We start from the raw sequence: 20,124 nt of genomic DNA on the forward strand, positions 1-20,124 counted from the left end.
CCCGGAAGGAGGCCCTGATGGCTCTACTCCGGACCCTGCGGAACCCGCCCCGACCCGGCGGTCCGTTCCGTCCCGGGTTCTGGCGCAGCCCGCTGCGCGGCCCCTGGTTCACGTCGTTCCTCGGTCTGCTGCTGCTCGTCGGCATCCCGGTGCTGTTCGTCACCGGCCTGCTCTCGTTCCTCGCCTACAACCCGGATCTGCCGTTCAACTCGCGGACCCCGACCAGCTTCCTGACCTTCCAGCTGTTCCACTGGCCGACCCGGCCGTCCTGGCTCTACCGCGTCACGCAGGGCACCCACGTCACCCTCGGGCTCGTGCTGGTGCCGGTCGTCCTGGCCAAGCTCTGGAGCGTCATCCCGAAGCTGTTCGCGTGGCCGCCGGTGACGTCGCCGCTGAAGGCGCTCGAACGTGTCTCCCTGGTCATGCTCGTCGGTGGGGTCGTCTTCGAGTTCGTGACGGGCATCCTGAACATCCAGTACTGGTATGTCTTCCCGGGATCCTTCTACCGGCTGCACTATTACGGCGCGTGGGTGTTCATCGCGGGCTTCGTCGTGCACGTGACGCTGAAGTTCCCGACCATGCTGCGTTCGATCCGGGCACGTCCGCTCCGCACGGTGCTGCGCACGCCGACCCGTTCGACCGAACCCGACGACGACGCCGGCACCGGGCTGGTGAGCACCCGGCCGTCCAAGGCCACGATCTCGCGACGCGGCGCGATCGGACTGGTCGGAGCCGCCTCGCTGACCACCCTGGTCGTGACGGTCGGGCAGAGCGTCGGCGGACCGTTGCGCCGTGCAGCGGTCCTCGCACCGCGGCGGGTCGATCCCGGCACCGGCCCCAACGGCTTCCAGATCAACAAGACCGCACGGGCCGTCGGCATCTCCGCGGCCGAGACCGGCGCGACCTGGCGGTTGACGATCGCGGGCTCGCGCACCGTGGTCCTCACCCGGGAACAGCTGCTCGCGCTGCCACAGCACACCGCGCACCTGGCGATCGCCTGCGTCGAGGGCTGGTCGTCCGGTGACCAGGAGTGGGAGGGCATCGCGCTGCGTGACCTCGCGCGCATGGCCGGGTACCCGGCCGCCACCAGCGTTCTCGTGCAGTCGATCGAGGACGGCGGCTACGGCCGGGTGACCCTGCGTGGCAACCAGATCGCCGATCCGGACAGCCTGCTCGCGTTCCGTGTGAACGGCGCGGAGCTCTCGCTCGACCACGGCTACCCGGCCCGCGTGATCGTCCCGAACAACCCAGGGGTCCACAACACCAAGTGGGTCCGCGAACTCACCTTCACGGCATGAGTGACACCGACCGCGGCGACACCCGCGACGATCTCGACGACGCGCCGGGTGCCCGTCGCGCCGGTGGGTTCCGCCGCCGGTACGGCGGGAGCCCACTGAGCCTGCTCGTCCTGCTGGCCACCTTCGCCCTCGGCGGCTACGCGGCGTGGTTCCTGCTCGGGGACCGCGTCGTCGGTGTCGTGGTGTGGTTCGCGATCGGCCTGCTGGGCCACGACCTGCTGTTGTTGCCCCTCTACGCGCTGGCCGACCGTGCGGTCGTCGAGGTCGACACCCGGACGCGGGTCCGGGTGCCGTGGATCAACTACGTGCGCTTCCCGGCGGTGATCTCGGGGGTCCTGCTGCTGATCTTCCTGCCCTCGATCGGGGCCTTCAGCACCGACACCGTCAACACGTTGACCACGCTGACCACCACCGGCTACCTGGCGACGTGGCTCCTGGTCACCGGGGTGCTCTTCCTGCTGTCGGCGGTCTGTTACGCCGTCGCGGTGAACCGAGCCGCGCGGCGGGGGAAGCCCGCACCGTGAGGATCCTGTTGACCGGCGGTGCCGGGTTCATCGGCACGGCCGTGCGTCACGTCCTGGCCGAGCAGGACCACGAGGTGCGGGTGCTCGACCTCGTCGCCACCGACGCGCCCGGCGACGACGACGTGGTCGGTGACGTCCGTGACCCGTCAGCGGTGGACACCGCGCTCCGTGATGTCGAGACCGTGATCCACCTGGCCGCGAAGGTCGGGCTCGGGGTCGACGTCCAGGACCTGCCCGACTACGCCGACCACAACGTGCGCGGCACGGCCGTGCTGCTCGCCGGCATGGCCCGGGCGCGGGTCGGGCGTCTGGTGCTGGCCAGCTCGATGGTCGTCTACGGCGAGGGCCTCGGCCGGTGCCCCGTGCACGGCGAGGTGCCGCCCGCCCCCCGACCCGAGGACGCCCTGCGGCGCGGCGAGTTCGAGTCGCCGTGTCCGCGTTGCGGCCGCCCGCTCGAACCGGTGCTCGTCGACGAGGACGCCCCGGTCGACCCCCGCAACGCGTACGCCGCCAGCAAGGCCGGTCAGGAGCAGTTCGCCGACTCGTGGGCCCGCGCCACCGGCGGGTCGGCCGTCGCGTTGCGCTACCACAACGTGTACGGGCCGGGGATGCCGCGCAACACCCCGTACGCCGGCGTGGCCGCGATCTTCGCCAGTGCCCTGCGGAGCGGTGACGCCCCCCGGGTGTTCGAGGACGGCGGTCAACGCCGCGACTTCGTGCACGTCGAGGACGTCGCCCGCGCCACCGTCGCCGCGACCGGTCTCACCGGTCCCGGCGTGCAGAGCCTCAACGTCGGCTCCGGTCACGTCCGCACCGTCGGTGACATGGCCGCCGCGCTCGCCGCGGCAGCGAACGGCCCGACCCCGGTCGTCACGGGCGAGTACCGCCTCGGCGACGTCCGGCACATCACGGCCGACTCCTCCCGTGCCCGCGAGCGGCTCGACTGGACCGCGCGCCGTGACTTCGGCCGAGGTGTCGCCGAGCTGATGCAGTGACACCGCGGGGGTACCGCTGGGCGCTGGGGGCCACGCTCTCGGCGTACCTCGCCCTGACCGCGGTGCTGTTCCAGTCGACGCTCGCCCACCGTGACGTCGTCTGGTACTGCGCGTCGGTGCTGTTGGCCGGGGGAGCGGTGCTGCTGCTGCGCCGGTGTGATCTCGACGAGCGCGCCACGGTGCTGCTCGTCATCGGGTTCGGTGTCGCGTTGCAGTGTGCAGCGATCGCGCACCCACCGCTGACGTCCTCGGACATGTTCCGCTATGTCTGGGACGGCCGGGTGCAACTGCACGGCATCGACCCCTACCGGTACCCGCCGTCGGCTCCGCAGCTCTCCTCCCTGCGCGACAACTTCCTGTTCGGTCCGGACGCGTGCGGCAACCGGTTCCTCGGCGGGTGCACCGCGATCAACCGGCCGACGGTCAACACCATCTACCCGCCGGTCGCCGAGGCGGGTTTCGTCGTCCTCAACCTGCTGTCGTTCGGCGGGACGCTCTCCTACCAGGTCTACGCCGCGCTCGGCACCGTCGCGGTGGCGGTGCTGCTGTGGCGGATGCTGGCGCGGGACGGGCGACCGCTCTGGGCCGTCGCGCTGTGGGCGTGGTGCCCGGTCGTCGTCACCGAGTACGGCAACAACGCCCACATCGACTGGCTCGCGGTGCTGCTCTCGCTGCTCGCCGTCCGCGCTGCGACTGCAGGACACGACACCCGCGCGGGGGCGTGGATCGGTGCTGCGACCGCGGTGAAGCTGTACCCCGCGCTCCTGCTGGCGGCTCTCGCGCGGCGGCGGCCGTGGGTCGTGGTGCCGGCCGCGCTGGGCGTGGTGGTGCTGAGCTACGTCCCGCACGTGGTCGCGGTCGGGAAGGCGGTCATCGGGTACCTGCCGGGCTACCTCGACGAGGAGGGCTACGCGTCCGGCGGTCGGCTCAAACTCATCGGCGTCCTCGTCCCACACCCGGCCGACACCGTGGTCGGCGCGCTCGTGCTCGTCGCCGTGGCGTTGTGGGCCTTCTGGCGCACCGACCCGGACAACCCCGCGCGGACCGGCGTCGTGGTGGTCGGCGCCGCCTTCCTGGTCGCGACCCCGACCTACGGTTGGTACGCGGGTCTGCTCATCGCCCTCGCGGTGGTCGCGCGTCGGTACGAGTGGGTGCTCGTGGCGTTGGTGCCGACCATCGCCGCCTACGTCGATGCCGACCTCCTCCGTTCCCGGTGGCCCGCCACGCTGATGTACCTCGTGGCGGGGCTCGCGGTGGCAGCGGTCTCGTGGTCGGCGCGGCGTTCGCGGTCGGCCGAACGGCACCCGGCCGACGCCCGCGTCACCGCGTAGCGGGCGCCCCCAGCCGGTACGGTGCCGACGTGACCGGCCGTGACCGCAGGTGCCCCCACCCCGCGGCGGGGCGGACCGGACGGTGACGCAGCGGGTCACGATCTACCAGGTCGCCGAGCGGGCGGGCGTCAGCATCTCGACGGTGTCGAACGCGCTCAACAAGCCCGGGCGGGTCAACGAGCGCACGCGCGAACGCGTCCTCGCCGCGGCCGACGAACTGGGGTTCGTCCCGAGTGAGCAGGCGGCCCACCAGGCCCGCCGCAGCACCGGCCGGTTCGCGGTCATGGCGCCGTTCACCGCGTACGGCTCGTACCTGCGCCGGCTCGCGGGGGTGCTGGCCGCAGCGACCGAGGCCGGGGTGGACGTCGTGGTCTTCGACCACGAGTCCGCGGCCTCGGCCACGTCCCCGGTCCTGGAGAGCATGCCGGTCCACGGCCGGCTCGACGGCCTGGTCGTGATGGGTCTCCCCATCGAGACGGCGATCGCCCAACGGCTGCACGAACGCGCGCTGCCGACCGTCGCCGTCGACGCCGACAGTGACCTGTTCCCCCGCGTGCTCATCGACGACGTCGCCGGTGGTCGCCTGGCCGCGGAACACCTCGTCGCCCGCGGCCACCGACGCTTCGGGTACCTGCTCGAGCGGCAGGTCAGCGACTACGAGTCGCAGGCGATCAAGCGCCTCGCGGGATTCCGCGAGGTGGCCGAGGCCGCGGGTGGCCCCGGCGCGGTGCACGTCGAGATCTCGGGGAACACGACCGCTGACGCCGCGGCCGCGGCCGGCCGGTTCCTCGACCTGCCCGAGCCGCCGACGGCCGTCATGGCGCACCACGACGGCCTCGCCCTGGGGGTGCTGCGCGCCGCCCGGGCGAGGGGGCTCACGGTGCCGCACGATCTGGCGGTCATGGGCTTCGACGACGGCGAGACGGCCGCGGCGGCCGACCTCACCACGGTGCGTCAACCGTTCGAGGAGTCCGGCCGGGTCGCCCTCGCGATGCTGCTCGCCGACCCGACGAAACCGCCGAGGCGCACGACCGTCGTGCTCGAGGTCCAGGTCGTCCAGCGCGCCACGACCTGAGTCCCAACCGTTGTAAAGTGCTTTCAGTGAAACGCTTGACAACCCGGACCGAGGCCGGGTTGTCTGTGCCCCACGCGAACAGCCGGACGTGCTGGTCGACCGGACGTGGTGGGGAGGGGCAGCCGTGCTCGACGACGTCGTACGGCGGTTCCTCGACACCAAGCCCGACGCAGGACTCGAGACCGACCCGGTCGAGCGCCGCCGCGCGCTGATCCTCGCGGCGTCCGACGAACTGTTCGAGACGTTCGGTGCCCCCGGCCCGGCGGTGGCCGCGGTCGAGGAGCACGTCGTCCCGCACGCCGGCCGCCGGACCCGCGTGCGCGTGTACCGCCCCGACACCGAGCCGGGCCACCCGGTCCATGTGTTCCTCCACGGGGGTGGGTGGTGGCTGGGCTCGGTCGACGAACTGGTCGTCGACGCCACCTGTCGCGAACGGGCGGTCGGAGCCTCGTGCGTCGTGGTCTCGGTGCAGTACAGCTACGCGCCCGAGGAGGTCTTCCCCGCCGCCGTCGAGGACGCCCACGCCGCACTCCAGTGGGCGGCGACCCACGCCTCCTCGCTCGGCGGCGACGCGTCCGCCCTGTCGATCGGCGGGGTCTCCGCCGGTGCGAACCTCGCGGCCGCCGTGGCGCTGTTGTGCCGCGACCAGGGCGGGCCGGCCCTCCGCCTGCAGGTGCTCGAGGTGCCCCCGCTCGATCTCACCCTCGACACGATGCGCTCCTCGGGCGTGAGTGACGACTACGGCATCACGCTCGCCGAGATGGAGTGGTGCACCGCGCTCTACCTCGGCACACCGGAACGGGCGCGCGACCCGCTCGCGTCGCCCCTGCTCGCGGACGATCTCACCGGCCTGCCCCCGGCCGCGGTGCTCACCGCCGAACACGACCCGCTGCGGGACGACGGCACCCGTTTCGCGGCCCGGTTGTCGGCAGCAGGCGTGCCGGTCACCCACGTGCAGCAGGCCGGCGCCGTCCACGGATCCCTCGCGCTGACCGGGACATGGTCCCCGGCGCGCACCTGGCAGGACACCGTGATCGATGCACTGCGCAACGTCCGCGTCCGCGCTGACCACACCGTCGACTCGGGGACCGGTTCGCCCGGCCACCGCTGATCCGCTCGACCGGGCGCCGAGTCCTCGACGCCCGGCAACCGCCACCAGGAGGCACCGCAACGATGCACCTCACCTCACGGACGACCGGGGGACGCCGCCGCGTCGGCACCCTGGCGGTTCTCGCCGTCACCGCCTCACTCGCGCTCAGTGCGTGCAGCGGGCCGGGCAGCGACAACTCCGGGCCGACGGCCAGCAGCACCGCGCTCGCGGCCGGCGAGAAGCCCACCTGCGGTGACGCGCCGGTCACCATGGACGCTTACTTCGAAACGGGTTTCCCGTTGTACAAGGCGCTCACCGACGAGTTCACCAAGCAGTTCCCGAACGTCACGTGGAACACCCGCGAGGACCAGTTCGCGGTCATCACCCAGAACGCGCCCCGCGTGCTGTCCGACGACCCGCCGGACCTCATGCGCCTGCCGCAGGTGTCGGAGCTGGTCAAGGACAAGCTGCTCCTGGACCTCGACGGGTACGCCAAGGCCTTCGGGTGGGACCAGTGGCCCGCCGCGCAGCTGTCGCAGATGCGCATCGCCGACGACGGCACCCGCGGCAGCGGCCCGCTCTACGCGATGGGTCTGAACTTCAGCATGACCGGCGTGTTCTACAACAAGAAGCTCGCCGAGCAGATCGGGATGACGACCGCGCCCACCACCCTCGCCGAGCTGGACTCCGCGCTGCAGAAAGCCAAGGACGCGGGCATCACCCCGATCGCGCAGTTCAACGGCGGTGCCACGGGCGGTCTCGCGTTCCCGCTGCAGGACCTCATGGCGTCCTACGGCTCGACGACCCCCATCAACGACTGGATCTTCCAGAAGGACGGCGCGTCGATCGACACCGACAGCAACAAGCAGGCGGCCGAACACCTGCAGGGCTGGGTGCAGAAGGGGTTCTTCGCGAGCGACGTCAACTCGATGGACTACGCCACGATGATGAGCCGCTTCATCGGCGGCAAGAGCCTGTTCATCTTCGACGGTGACTGGGAGTCGGCCAACCTCGACAAGCAGATGCCGGGCAACGCCGGGTTCTTCCTCATGCCGCCGGCCGAGGCGGGTGGCAAGCAGGGTGCGATGTCCGCGCCGCTCACGCTGGGCATCAGCGCGAAGGCGAAGCACGCCGACTGCGCCGCGTTCTTCCTCGACTGGGTCGCGACGAACCAGACCGCGCGGGAGATCGACGTCAACGTCGGCGGTTCGCACCCGATGGGACCGGCCGACGCCTACATGCCCGCCACCAAGGAGGGCACGGTCCTCGCCAGCACGCTCGCGGCCGGCGCGAAGATCGGCGCCGACAACGGGGCGATGGACTTCATCGCCAACGCGACCGGGGCGATCTACGCCAAGAGCTGGACCCCGAACCTGCAGAAGCTGGTGGCAGGTCAGATCAGCGGCGACGACCTGCTCAGCGCCGTCCAGAAGGATTACGAGAGTCAGGTCGGGAACTGACGATGACCGGGCCGTCCACCGAGACGCCGCTCCCGGCGGTCGTCCCGGTCGTGTCTCCCGACCGCGATCGGGAGCGCCGCGCGAACGTCGCGCGGCGCTCCCGCCGCTCGGGCCGCTCCCGCCGCCGTTGGTCGGGGTGGTTGTTCGCCGCACCGGCGATCGTCGTCTACGCCATCTTCGTGCTGCGGCCGTTGGTGCTCACGTTCCAGTACTCGGTCTACGACTGGGACGGCATCGGCCCGGCGACCAACGTGGGCCTCGCGAACTACCGCAACCTGTTGACCGACCCCGACCTGCGGGCCACCGTGCTGCACGCCTTCGAGCTGATCGTCGCGTTCAGCTTCGTCCCGGTGCTGCTGGGGCTGTTCATCGCCGCCACCATCCGTCAGATCGCGGCCAGCCGGCTCGCGGTCGTCGCCCGGACCGTCGTGTTCCTGCCGCAGGTCATCCCGCTGGTCGCCGCGGGGATCATGTGGTCCTGGCTGCTGTCGTCGACCGGTGCGGTCAATCAGCTCCTGCGCGCGGTCGGTCTCGGTGGCATCACCCGCGCGTGGCTGGGCGACTTCGACTTCGCCCTGCCCGCCGTGGGGGTCATCGGCGCGTGGGTCCTGCTGGGGCTGTGCACGCTGCTGCTGCTCGCCGGCATGACCAAGATCGACCCGGCGCTCTACGAGGCGGCCCGGCTCGACGGCGCCGGGTGGTTCCGCGAGTTCCGGTCCGTCACGCTGCCGGGCATCCGGCAGGAGATCGGGGTGGCCGTCACGGTCACCGTGATCGCTGCCCTGGCGAGCTTCGACATCATCTACATCTCCACCCAGGGCGGGCCGGGCAACTCGACCATGGTGCCGGGGTTGGAGATCTTCTACCTGGCGTTCACGCAGCGCGAGGTCGGGCAGGCGTCGGCCCTCGCGGTCGTGCTCATGCTCGTCGTCCTGATCTGCGTCCTGCCGATCCAGTGGCTGACCAAGGAGCGTGACTGATGCGGGTCAGCCGGCGAGAAGCCGTGCTCGGGCGGGTGTTGCTCGTCCTGCTCATGGTCATCACGATCGTGCCGTTCATCAGCTTGTTCCTCACCGCGCTGCAGCCGGCGGGCACGTACCCCGAGGGGGTGTCCTGGCCGCACGACCCGCAGTGGGGCAACTTCGCCGACGCGTTCCAGGCGGCCAAGATGGGGCATCTGCTGTGGTCGAGCGCGCTCATCGTGATCGGCGTCGTGCCGTTGTCGTTGCTGTTCGCGGCGATGGCCGGGTACGCGTTCGGTCAGGTCCGGATGCCCGGGCACCGCTGGGTCTTCCTGCTGTTCGTCCTCGGCCTCACGCTGCCGTTCGAGGGGATCCTGACCCCGCTGTACTTCCAGGTCCGCGACATGGGCTTGCTCAACACGCGGTGGGCGATCATCCTGCCGCTCATCGGGTTGTTCATGCCGTTCTCGGTGCTGTGGATGCGCGCCCACTTCGTCACGATGCCCGCGGACATCGCCGAGGCGGCCGAGATCGACGGCGCCAACGAGTGGCAGGCGTTCTGGCGGGTGCACATCCGGTTGGCGACCCCGGCGCTGTCGTCGCTCGCGATCCTGCTGTTCCTCTGGACGTGGAACCAGTTCCTGCTGGCCATCGTGCTGGTCGACGACCCGCTCAAGCGGACCATGGCGGGCGCACTCGGCGCCTTCCAGGGGCAGTACGGCACCGACATCCCGCTGCTGTGCGCGGGCTCGCTGCTCATCCTCGCGCCGACGCTCGCGGTCTTCCTGGTGTTCCAGCGGCGGTTCGTGACGGCGTTGCTGCAGGGCTCGGTGAAGGGGTGACCCTGCCCCGACCTCAGACCTCAGCCGCGCGCGCCCAGTTCCTCCGGTACACGGATCCGGAACGCTGGCCGATGCTGGGTCGGTTCCCGGTGGGGGACCGGACGGTCGACGAGCTGCTCGCCGCGATGATGGGCGCCGGCGCGTGGGACGTCGCGACCGCGCGGCACACCCTCGTCGAGGAACGCGACCGTCACCTCGACGCCCTGGTGGCCGACGCCGCGTTCGAGGCGGCGGTGCGGGGTCTGCCGTTCGCCGCGACCGACCGGGTCGTGGCGGTGGGTGACTCCATCTCCGCCGACCGCCTGGGGTGGTTCGAGCTGCTCGCCGGTGCCCGGGCCCGGCTCGGCGGCGGCAGCCCGGCGTTCGTCAACCTCGCCGTCAGCGGCAGCACCAGTGCCGACGCGGTCGAGCGTTTCGACCTCCTGGAGGAGGCGGCGCCGACGCACGTCCTGCTCATGCTCGGCACCAACGACGCCCGTGGGCACGGGCGACGGCACCGGCGGACCATGGCCTCGCCCGGCGAGACCGCCCGCAACCTGCGGGTGCTGGCCGACCTCGTGACCGGTGAGCTCGGCAGCGAGCTCGTGCTGCTCACCCCACCCGCCTGCGACCCCGGCCGGGCCGCGGAGTTCTTCGCCGACCTGTCACTGGGTTGGGACTCCGACGACGTCGCGGCCGTCGCCGACGCCGTGCGTGGGCTCGGCCGTCCGTACCTCGACGTGCACGCCCTCACCGCGGGACTCGCACCCGGGCCGACCTTCGACGACGACGGCGTGCACCTCTCGCCGGCCGGTCAGCTCGAGGTGGTCCGCCTCGTCGTGACGTCCCTGACCCGACCGTCGCGCGCCACGGACGACGCGGTCCCGGCCGGATCGACGCCCTGAGCAACGATCACGGCCCGCCGCGCCAGTGGTCGATGCGGTGGTGGTCCGGCGCGAAGCCGTGGTCGATGCCCCACAGCACGGCCTGGGTGCGGCTGCCGGCGTCGATCTTGCGGTAGACCGACTTGATGTAGGACTTCACGGTGTTCGGGCTCAGGTACATCAGCGCGGCGATCTCGGCGTTGCTCTTGCCCTGGGTGATGAGGGCGAGGACCTCCGACTCGCGGTCGGTGAGGCCCTCGCCGCGCCCCGGCCAGTCCAGCCCCGGAGGCGTCCGCGAACGCGGCGGCGCCGGACTCACGACGGTCTCGCCGGCGTGCACGGCCTCCAGCGCCGCCACGAGCTCGGCCGCGGGCATCGTCTTGGACAGGTAGCCGTGCGCGCCCTGCGCCCGCGCGCTCTCGATGAGGTCCGGGTGGAAGTTCCAGGTGTAGACGACCACCTTGTGCGCGCGGGGGTTGCGGACGAGGACGCCGATCTCCTCGTGGTCGGACTCCGGCTGCGCGAACGAGTCGTACAACGCGATGTCGACGGTGTCGTCGAGCCCGGCGTTGGCGTCGATCTCGGCGACCAGCACCCGGTCACGGTAGGGGTCGAGCATGGTGGCGACACCGGTGAGGACGACGTCGTAGTCGTCGATCAGGGCGATGAGGATGGGCTGACCGCTGTCCGGCACGAGCTGACCCTGACACACCCCCAGGGGTGTGTCGACCACCCCCACGGGGGTGTTTGGCTCGAGAGGTCAGCCGGACACGACCCCGTGTCCGGACCTCCAGCGGACACGAGGTGGTCGCCATGCTCGGCTTGATCGTCAGTCTCATCATCATCGGCCTGATCGCCGGCGCGGTCGCGCGCCTGCTGATCCCCGGCCGGCAGAACATCAGCGTCCCCATGACGATCGTCATCGGGATCGTGGGCTCGTTCGTCGGCGGGTTCCTGGGGTACGTGATCTTCCACAAGGACGGTCAGGACGGCTTCTTCCAGCCGGCCGGCATCATCGGCTCGATCATCGGCGCCGTCATCGTCCTGTTCCTGTACCTGCGGTTCGTCCAGCACGACACCGTGCGCCGCTGATCGAACGCTGCATGCAGCAACGGTCCGGGCGGGCTCAGGCGAGTGTCATCCGCTGGGTCGCGAGGGCGACGGCACCCAGCATCTCCGCCTGGTCGCCCAGTGCGCTCGCCCGGACCGGTACCGCCTGACGTCGCAACGGCGTCGCGGTGTCGGCCAGGGTGCGGCGTACGGCGTCGACCAGGCTGACGCTCGCCGAGCAGTCACCCCCGATCACCACCAGCGCGGGGTCCAGCACCGTGCAGACCGGGGCGAGGGCGCGACCGACGGCGACCCCGGCGTCGGACATCGCCCGCCCGGCCCGCTCGTCGCCGGCACGGTCGGCCGCGATGATGTCGGCCAGGGTGATGCGTTCGCCGTGCGTGTAGGTCAGCGCGGTCCGTAGCGCCGCGCCGCCCGCGACGGTCTCCAGGCAGCCGCGGTTGCCGCACCGGCACACGAACCCGCCCGGCGTGACCGTGACGTGGCCGAGCTCGCCGGCGCCCCCGAACGCACCCTCGTAGAGCGTGCCGTCGACCACCAGACCCGCACCGACGCCGTCGGACACCATGACCCACACGAGGTCGTCGACGTCCTGTGCGGCCCCGAACCGGTGCTCGGCCACGGCCCCGAGGTTGGCGTCGTTGCCGATCGAGACGGTGAACCCGGTCCGCTCGGCGATCTCTGCCGCGAGGTCGACGTGCTGCCAGTCGGACAGGATGACGCCGGAGTCGACCACGTGGGTCGCGACCGACACCGGCGCCGACACCGCGACCCCGAGCCCGACCACGCCGTCGCGCCGCAGGCCCGCGCGGTCGACGAGCTGCAACGCCTCGTCGGCGACGACCGCCAGCGTGCGGGCGGGTTCGTGGTCGACGTCGAGGTCGGTGACGTGCTCGGCCACCACCGCGCCTCCGAGGTCGGTCACCCCGACGCGCACGTGGTCGTGGGCGAGGTGGACGCCCACAGCGCCGCCCGCGGCCGGGTTGAACCCGAGCAGGCGTGCCGGCCGGCCCCCGCCCGTGGGAGCTGCGCGATCCGCCAGCTCCACGACCACCGACTCGGCCAGCAGTTGCGCGACGAGGGTGGACACCGTGGTGGGGGACAGACCCGTGCGCTTGGCGATCTCCGGGCGGCTGGTCGTCCCGCGGTGCCGGACGACCTCGAGGATCTGCCGACGGTTGCGCAGGCGCAGGCCCGGGAGGGACCCCGCATCGTCGGACACGGGGCGGAGCCTAGCCCGCCCCGTCCCACTTCTGCCGAGTCTCGCAACAACTCAAGGGCATATCGGACTCAGTTCATCCTTGACTCGCACAAACGCGACTCATAGTGTCCGGACCGGACATCCCGGCGCCGAGAACCGCGCGTCGCGGTCCACCCCACCCGATCCCCGGCCGACACGTGTCGGTCCGACAACAGGAGCGCGACGATGCGCAGATGGACCTCGGCGGTGGTGGGCGTGACGCTCGCCGCCGGCGCGGTGGCGGCCACGGCGTCCGCGAGCGGCCCCGCCGCTGCTGCCGCCCCCGCCACCCCGATCTACCTCAACCGGGCGTACAGCCCGGTCGAGCGCGCGACCGACCTGGTCGCCCGGATGACCCTGGGCGAGAAGGCCCAGCAGATGAACAGCAGCCGCGCGCCGGCGATCCCGCGCCTCGGTGTGGCGACGTGGGGTTGGTGGAACGAGTCCAACCACGGCGTCAACGCCTCGACGCTCACGCCGTCGGGCAACGCCACCACCCTCACCAACACGACGAGCTACCCGTCGGACCTGTCGATGGGCAGCACCTGGAACCCGACGCTGGTCCGCACCGAGGCCGGTCTCATCGGTGACGAGGCCCGCGACGTCCAGCCGTTCAACACCCAGAACATGGACTTCTACGCGCCCACGGTGAACCTGTCGCGTGACCCGCGCTGGGGCCGCAACGACGAGTCGTGGAGCGAGGACCCCAACCTCACCGCCGCGCTCGCCTCGCAGTACGTCAACGGCCTGCAGGGTCAGGACGCGAACGGCCAGATGCTGCCGGGCAGCAACGGCTACTACAAGGCGATCGCGACCCTCAAGCACTACGCGGCCAACAACAGCGAGGTCAACCGCCTCAACGGCAACTCCGTGATGAGCCAGCGCGACCTGCGCGAGTACTACACCTCGCAGTTCGCCCAGATCGTCGAGCAGGCCCACCCGGGCTCGATCATGAGCTCGTACAACGAGGTCAACGGCGTGCCGGCGGCCGCGAGCGTGCAGCTCATGGACACCCTCGCCCGCCAGACCTTCAGTTTCGACGGGTACTTCACCAGTGACTGCGACGCCGTCTACGAGATCCAGCACGGTCACCAGTGGGTCCCGCCGAACCAGACCACGCCGGTCGACCAGTACGGCCGCACCGCGTACGCCATCACGGCGGGCGAGGACCTCGACTGCAACGCGGGTTACTCCGACCAGTACAGCTACGGCAACACGGTCGAGACCGCGATCGCGCAGAAGATCAAGACCGAGACCGACACGTTCAACGAGAACGACGTCGACGTCTCGGCCGTGCGCCTGTTCACCGCGCGCATCGAGACCGGTGAGTTCGACGCCGAGTCGCAGGTGCCGTGGGTGCAGGCCGCCCGCAAGCGCCTCGGCGGTGTCACCTGGACCTCCAACAACAGCAACAACGCCATCACCGAGACGCCGGAGCGCCTCGCGCAGGCTCGCAAGAGCGCTGACGAGGCCATCGTGCTGTTGAACAACGCCAAGCCGACCAAGGGCGGCACCCTCCTGCCGTTGAAGGTCCCGGCGGCAGGGAAGCCCTACAAGATCGCGGTCATGGGGTACTACGGGCACCCCAGCGGTGGCATCCAGACCGGTGGCTACTCGAGCATCCAGGCCGCCGCGGGTCAGGCGAACAACGTCGACCCGTACCAGGGCATCAAGTCGGCCGTCCAGGCCGTGAACCCGGACGCCGTCGTCGACTACCTGCCCGGCGTCACCGGCGGCACCTCGGCGGCGAGCCTCACCACCGTCGACGCCGACTCCATCGCCCGGGCCAAGGGCTACGACGCGGTCATCGTCGTCGCCGGCACCGACGGCGGCACCTCGGCCGAGGACCACGACCGGACCAGCCTCGCGCTGCCCGGCGCCCAGGCCCAGATGATCAGCCAGGCCGAGGCCGCCAACCCCCGCACGGTCGTCTACCTCGAGACCGTCGGTCAGGTCGACGTCACGCCGTTCAAGGCGACGTCGCCCGCGCTGCTGTGGAGCTCCTACAACGGCCAGCGGCAGGGTGAGGCGCTCGCCGACGTCCTGCTGGGCAAGGTCGACGCCTCCGGGCGTCTGCCGTTCACCTGGTACAAGAACGAGTCGGACATCCCCGCGATCACCGACTACAACCTGCACCCGACCGCCACCACCAAGGGCCGGACCTACCAGTACTTCGACGGTCCGGAGAGCTACCCCTTCGGCTACGGCCTGAGCTACAGCACCTTCGGGTACTCGGACATCTCGGTGTCGCAGAGCAAGGTCACCGCGAACGACACCATCACGGTGAAGGCCACGGTGCGCAACAACGGCATCCGGGTCGCGTCCGAGGTCCCGCAGCTCTACGTCACCACGCCGTTCGCGCCGGTGTCGGCGGAGCGTCCGGCCCAGCGGCTCGAGGGTTTCAGCAAGATCACCCTCAACCCGGGCCAGAGCAAGACCGTCACGTTCTCCGTGCCGGCGAGCAAGCTCGCGTTCTTCGACGAGGCCAGCAACACCTTCGTCGTCGACAACGGCAAGTACGGCCTGCAGGTCGGGCCGTCGAGCGCCAGCATCAAGCTGACGTCCGCGGTCACCGTGACGGGCAAGCTCGCCGCCACGCCGACCGTCGTCACGGCCAAGCCGATCCAGACCGGTGACAAGGCCGCGCAGATCGCGCAGCGGGTGTACTTCGACGTCAACACGACGATCGACCCGCAGCTCACGGTGTCCACCACCGACCAGAGCCTGTACGGCTACGTGACCAAGGGCCAGAGCAAGCCGCTGCCCGCGGGCACGACCGTGAGCTACAGCTCGAACCGCCCGGCCGTCGTGGCCGTGCAGAACGGCAAGCTCAAGGCGGCCGGTCCGGGCATCGCCACCGTCACCGCGACGGTGACGCTGAACGGGAAGTCGGCCTCGACCAGCTTCCCGGTCGACGTGGCGACGTTGCAGATCACCTCGAACCCGTCGGTGGTCTTCCCGGTCGGCGGCACCGTGAACTACACGGTGACGACGCACGGTTCGCCCACGCCGAAGCTCACCCTGACCGGGGCGCTCCCGGCCGGCGTGACGTTCGAGGACAACGGCAACGGCACCGCGACGATCTCGGGCCCGGCCCCCGCCAAGGCGGGCGTCTACCCGGTGACCGTGACCGCTCGCAACGGTGTCTCGCCCCGCACCCAGCAGACCCTGCTGCTCTACGTGGGCACCGCGCCGGTCTTCACCTCCCCGTCGACCGCCCAGTTCGTGGTCGGCACGGCGGGCAGCTTCACGGTGGCGACGCGGGCCTACCCGCCGGCGGCGCTGACCTCGTCGGGCACGCTGCCGTCCGGGTTGACGTTCACGGACAACGGTGACGGCACGGCCACGATCTCGGGGACTCCGGCGACGGCGTCCGGGGGCAGCTACACGGTGACGGTCACGGCCAACAACGGTCTGTCGCCGAACCCGACGCAGTCGGTGACGATCACGGTGCTGAACCAGGCTCCGACCGCCACCACGGCCGTCCTCACCGGGACCACCACGACGGTGCTCTCGTTCGGGACGTTCCGCTTCACGATCCCGGTGTCCGGCATCGGCGTGCACCTGTATGCCGTCGGCTCGAGCACCGAGACGGCCACCGTCGCCACGGTGACGAACGGCAGTTACGAGTTCGACGGGGTCGCGCCCGGTGACTACCAGGTCGGCTTCGTCGACCCGACCGGTCGCTACGCGACGCAGTGGTACGCCGCGACCGCCACGGGTTCACCGACCCGCGACGGTGCCTCGGTGGTCCACCTGACCGCAGGTCAGGCGACCACCGGCGTGAACGCGACGCTCGTCACCGCGTAACCGTCACGCACGACCGGTGCCCGGTCACCGCCCCCACGGGGGTGGTGGCCGGGCATCGTCGTTCCCGCGACACGTACGACCGGCCGTACGTCGGCTGCGCTCCTCGTGCTCTGCAGCGCTGCGTGCGGTCAGAGCACGGAAGGCGGAACCGACGGCACCCCGGCCGTGCCGCTCGTGCTCTGCCCCGCTGCGTGCGGTCGGAGCACGAGCACCGGCGGCAACTCCCCGGGTGGCGCCGCCCGCCCGGGATCTGCGACCCTCCCGGCCCTCCGACCCTCCCCGGACACGGCGACGCCGCCCGGGCGTGGACCCGGGCGGCGTCGGACGTGCGGTGAGCGTGCTGTCAGCGGGTGTACCCCGACAGGTGCAGGCTCACGGCGTGCAGCACGCCGGTGTCACCCGCGGCGTCGTCGTGGACGGTGAACGTCCACGTGCCGTCGCCGTTGGTGCCGAGGAACGGCTTCAGCGGTTCGTCGGGCTGGTACCGGCCGGTGAACGGGGCGTCGAAGTCCGGCTCGTTCTGGATCGACGTCGGAGCCGAGTCGTCCAGCACCGTCTGGCAGAAGTTGTGCCCGTGGAAGCCCGCCATGCGGTTGAACAGCGAGACCGAACGGCCGTCCGGGCCGGTCAGACGGGCCACCAGGTCGTAGACCGCCGTGTGCTGGATGCCCGCACCGGCGTCGGTCGAGCAGTCGGTGCCGTCGATGGAGAACGTGATCGCGGAGATCGTCCGGACCCCCGAGACCACCAGGGGCACCGACACACCCGTCGGGTCGCCGTCGGGGATCGGCACAACCGGTCCCGTGTAGGCGAACGTCTGGGGCGTCGTCGCTGGCCGACCGACGGCGACCGTTGCACTGTGCGTCGTCGGTGAGAGGCTGCCGGTGAAGCGCACGGTGACGGCGAACGCCACCGGGTCGCCCGGTTGCAGGGTCCGCGGCACCGTCACGGTCACCGCGGCGTTCTTCGTCGCGCCCGCCGGGATCGACCCGACCTGCACGAGCGCCGGGGTGACCTTCGAGTTGGTCGAGGTCACCGCGACGTTGACGTTCGCCGCGGCGCCGTCACCGTTGTTGGTCAGCGGGACCAGCACCTTGCTGGTCTCACCGGGCTCCAGGTAGCGCGGGGTCGTGCCGGCCGGCGCGACCGTCGGCGTGCCCGCCTGTACCAGCGGCTGCGGGGTGGTACCGGTGGTGGCGAGCGTGCGGGTGCCGGTCGGGATGCCGTAGCCGGTGTCGCGGTCCCAGCCCTTGTCCTCGATGTCGATCGCGCTGGAGGTCAGCGCCGACCGCAGACCGGACGGGCTGAGGCCGGGGTTGCCCGACAGCACCAGCGCCGCGAGCGCGGCGGCGTGCGGCGCCGCGGCCGAGGTCCCGAAGAACGGGTCGAACCCGAAGATCGAGCTGGAAGTGCCGTCGGCCGACGTGATGTCCGGCTTCTGACGCACCTGGCCGCCGGTCGTCGTGGTGTTGCCGGGCGTGAGCGCCCGACCGTCCGGGGTGAAGAAGACCCGACGCGGACCGTCGGAGCTGAAGGCCTCGGACTTCTGGGTGCGGGTGTAGCTGCCGGGGAACGGACCGGTCGGGTTCTTCACCCCCGGGGCGACGGCGAACGGCAGGGCCGTCGCCGCCGGCGCGGCGGCCACGGCGTAGGCCGCGGGCACGGCGGCGTGACCGCGGATCGCGCCCGCGGTCGCGTACCCGGTGAGCCCGTTCGCGCTGGTGAACTGGCCACCGAAGGTGGTGACCTGCAGGTACCGGTCGGCGCCCGCGTACTTGACCACGGCGAGGCGCAGCCCGGAGTCGTACGGCACCTGCAGCGCCTCGAACGGGTCGTCGTCGCCGTCCTGCGTGTCGTTCGACATCGCGACGACCCGACCGGTCGCGTCGAGCACGTAGAGGTCGTAGTCGTCCTTGGCACGCCCGAGCGGGTCGGCCCAGAACAGCGTGGTCACCGTGCCGGCCGCGAAGTCCGACAGGGGGTTCGACGCCTGCACCACGGCACCGGGCGCGAAGTCCAGCGCCTTGCCGACGTACTTCGGCAGGCTCTGGCCGCTGGAGACGAAGTCGCCCTCCCACGTCCCGGAGGTGCGGTCGTCGAGGTTGCCCTGGTTGCCCGCCGAGCTGAAGTACTCGGCGCCGTCGGCGATGACGTCGCTGACGGCCTGCGCGAGCGGGCCGTCCTGGAACGGGCTCTCGGCGTAGTAGATGACGTCGTCGACGATGATGTCGGCGCCCGCCGCGCGCAGCGCGCGGATGTTGGCGGCGAACCCGTCGGCGCTCTCGAAGGCCGTCGCGAACAGCAGTTTCGCCTTCGGTGCGACGTCGTGGACGATCTCGAGCATGGCCGTGCCCTCGTCGCCCTGACCCTGCTGGCCGGGCAGGACCGTCGTGTCGGCCGGGAGTTCCCCGGTCTCGATCGAACGCTGCAGCGAGGACACACCGTCGGACAGCACGCCGACCGTGATGCCGGTGCCGCCCACGTGGTACCGGCTGCGGGCGAGCGCGGTCGCGAGGCTGGTGTCGCCCTCGGACACCGTGGTGTCGTCGGCCCGGCCGGGGGTGGGAGCGGCGGTCCGGGCGATGCGGGCCTGCAGCGGGTTGTGGGCCGCGGGGCCGGCGTCGGCGAGCGTGGCGCGGTCGGCCGGGTCGATCCGCGCGACCAGCGTGGACGCAGCGAGGGTGGTGACGGCCGAGAGCGGGACGTCGGCGTCGACCGAGTCGCTCCAGACGCCGCGCACCTCTCCACCCCGGGCGGTCACGAGCGCGGCGACCGCCTTGCGGTCGGCGCCGGCGGCGAGCGCCACGCGCACGTGGGTGCGGCCGTCGGGTTGCAGGGTGACCGTGGTGGCGAGCGAGCCGACACCTGCGGCCGGGGCCTTGCCCGCCCGCTGCGTGGCCGCGGTGAGCAGTTGCGACGACACCTTGCGGTCGGTCGGCGAGCGGTGGGCCTTCGCCGAGGCGAGGGCGTCGATCTGGGCCACCGCCGTGGCCGGGAGCGCGCCCGGCGCAGCCGGTGCGGCGGCCGCGGGCGTGGCGGCCAGGGCGGAGGCGACGACCGCGAGCGCCGCGGCCGTGGCGAGGAGAGGGGTGATCCGACGGGGAGAGCGCATGACACCGATCCGCGAGCCGTGGCGCCGACCCGAGTGGTCGCCGCCGGTCAGCAGAACCTAGGTGCGAACTGGGCATCACGGACGCGATCGCGGTGTCGACTTCGGACACCTGTCGGCCTGCGTCACAGGGCCTGGCCCGCCGGCCGTCGTCGAGTGGGGTTCCCGACCGCGCGCGGACGGACCGCTGCTACGCCTCGGGTTCCGGCCGCGAGTAGTAGACCGCCGCCGTCACCGACGGCCGGCTCACGACGTCGTGGCTGCTGATCGCGATGCCGTGGACGTGCACGGGCGCGAGGTTCTCCAGCAGGCCGGCGGTCTGACGCAGCAGGGTGGCCACGTGGGTCTGGGTCGTGTCGCCGGTGACCTCGACGGTGGCGCACCACCGATGCGGTCCCGACGGTGGCGAGATCGACATGGGGTGTTGGACACCTCGGGGCGGCGGATCCTCACG

The 20,124-nt window shown here is 71.5% G+C and carries 16 protein-coding genes; 12 read left to right on the plus strand and 4 right to left on the minus strand.

All coding sequences use genetic code 11. The features are described from left to right. Positions 1-17 precede the first annotated feature (17 nt). From ACXR2U_RS17550 to ACXR2U_RS17595, 10 genes are all read left to right on the plus strand, one after another. Complete coding sequence (locus ACXR2U_RS17550; RefSeq protein ID WP_458826359.1) at positions 18-1,298, plus strand: molybdopterin-dependent oxidoreductase; 1,281 nt, start codon at positions 18-20, stop codon at positions 1,296-1,298. Continuing rightward, the gene (locus ACXR2U_RS17555; protein WP_458826360.1) at positions 1,295-1,822 is read left to right on the plus strand and encodes a hypothetical protein; all 528 of its coding nucleotides are present in this window, start codon (positions 1,295-1,297) and stop codon (positions 1,820-1,822) included. Before ACXR2U_RS17550 ends, ACXR2U_RS17555 begins: the two co-directional genes overlap by 4 nt. Next, positions 1,819-2,817: an NAD-dependent epimerase/dehydratase family protein gene (locus ACXR2U_RS17560; protein ID WP_458826361.1), complete on the plus strand. Its 999-nt coding sequence runs from the start codon at positions 1,819-1,821 to the stop codon at positions 2,815-2,817. Before ACXR2U_RS17555 ends, ACXR2U_RS17560 begins: the two co-directional genes overlap by 4 nt. Continuing rightward, positions 2,814-4,148, plus strand: a complete 1,335-nt coding sequence (locus ACXR2U_RS17565; protein ID WP_458826362.1) for a glycosyltransferase 87 family protein — start codon at positions 2,814-2,816, stop codon at positions 4,146-4,148. Before ACXR2U_RS17560 ends, ACXR2U_RS17565 begins: the two co-directional genes overlap by 4 nt. A gap of 82 nt (positions 4,149-4,230) precedes the next feature. Beyond that, a complete protein-coding gene (locus ACXR2U_RS17570; RefSeq protein ID WP_458826363.1) occupies positions 4,231-5,223 on the plus strand; it encodes a LacI family DNA-binding transcriptional regulator in 993 nt (330 codons plus the stop codon). An 88-nt stretch (positions 5,224-5,311) separates the two neighbouring features. After that, entirely contained in the window at positions 5,312-6,334 is a 1,023-nt protein-coding gene (locus tag ACXR2U_RS17575; RefSeq protein ID WP_458826364.1) for an alpha/beta hydrolase, read from the plus strand. 62 nt (positions 6,335-6,396) lie between these two features. After that, positions 6,397-7,773 (plus strand): ABC transporter substrate-binding protein, encoded by a 1,377-nt coding sequence (locus ACXR2U_RS17580; protein ID WP_458826365.1) that lies wholly within the window; start codon positions 6,397-6,399, stop codon positions 7,771-7,773. 2 nt (positions 7,774-7,775) lie between these two features. Beyond that, positions 7,776-8,753 carry a carbohydrate ABC transporter permease gene (locus ACXR2U_RS17585; RefSeq protein WP_458826366.1) on the plus strand — a complete coding sequence of 326 codons (978 nt, stop codon included), beginning with the start codon at positions 7,776-7,778 and terminating at the stop codon, positions 8,751-8,753. Further along, positions 8,753-9,577: a carbohydrate ABC transporter permease gene (locus ACXR2U_RS17590; protein ID WP_458826367.1), complete on the plus strand. Its 825-nt coding sequence runs from the start codon at positions 8,753-8,755 to the stop codon at positions 9,575-9,577. Before ACXR2U_RS17585 ends, ACXR2U_RS17590 begins: the two co-directional genes overlap by 1 nt. Next, positions 9,574-10,461: an SGNH/GDSL hydrolase family protein gene (locus ACXR2U_RS17595; protein WP_458826368.1), complete on the plus strand. Its 888-nt coding sequence runs from the start codon at positions 9,574-9,576 to the stop codon at positions 10,459-10,461. Before ACXR2U_RS17590 ends, ACXR2U_RS17595 begins: the two co-directional genes overlap by 4 nt. Positions 10,462-10,468: 7 nt before the next feature. On the opposite strand, the gene ACXR2U_RS17600 is transcribed toward ACXR2U_RS17595, so the two are convergent. Then, a complete protein-coding gene (locus ACXR2U_RS17600) occupies positions 10,469-11,059 on the minus strand; it encodes a helix-turn-helix transcriptional regulator (RefSeq protein ID WP_458826381.1) in 591 nt (196 codons plus the stop codon). Positions 11,060-11,253: 194 nt separating this feature from the next. Here ACXR2U_RS17600 and ACXR2U_RS17605 point away from each other — a divergent pair, with 194 nt between their 5' ends. Then, entirely contained in the window at positions 11,254-11,532 is a 279-nt protein-coding gene (locus tag ACXR2U_RS17605) for a GlsB/YeaQ/YmgE family stress response membrane protein (protein ID WP_458826369.1), read from the plus strand. A gap of 34 nt (positions 11,533-11,566) precedes the next feature. Here the strand turns inward: ACXR2U_RS17605 and ACXR2U_RS17610 are convergent, their stop codons facing one another. Next, positions 11,567-12,733, minus strand: a complete 1,167-nt coding sequence (locus tag ACXR2U_RS17610; protein ID WP_458826370.1) for an ROK family transcriptional regulator — start codon at positions 12,731-12,733, stop codon at positions 11,567-11,569. Between the two features lie 204 nt (positions 12,734-12,937). On the opposite strand from ACXR2U_RS17610, the gene ACXR2U_RS17615 reads away from it, so the two are divergent. Continuing rightward, positions 12,938-16,561: a glycoside hydrolase family 3 C-terminal domain-containing protein gene (locus tag ACXR2U_RS17615; protein ID WP_458826371.1), complete on the plus strand. Its 3,624-nt coding sequence runs from the start codon at positions 12,938-12,940 to the stop codon at positions 16,559-16,561. 343 nt (positions 16,562-16,904) lie between these two features. On the opposite strand, the gene ACXR2U_RS17620 is transcribed toward ACXR2U_RS17615, so the two are convergent. Both ACXR2U_RS17620 and ACXR2U_RS17625 read right to left on the minus strand, forming a co-directional pair. Further along, positions 16,905-19,673, minus strand: a complete 2,769-nt coding sequence (locus tag ACXR2U_RS17620; RefSeq protein ID WP_458826372.1) for a S8 family serine peptidase — start codon at positions 19,671-19,673, stop codon at positions 16,905-16,907. A 187-nt stretch (positions 19,674-19,860) separates the two neighbouring features. Continuing rightward, on the minus strand, positions 19,861-20,088 hold the full coding sequence (locus ACXR2U_RS17625) for a hypothetical protein (protein WP_458826373.1): 228 nt from the start codon (positions 20,086-20,088) through the stop codon (positions 19,861-19,863). Positions 20,089-20,124 lie beyond the last annotated feature (36 nt).

This window comes from Jatrophihabitans sp. YIM 134969 (assembly GCF_054456675.1).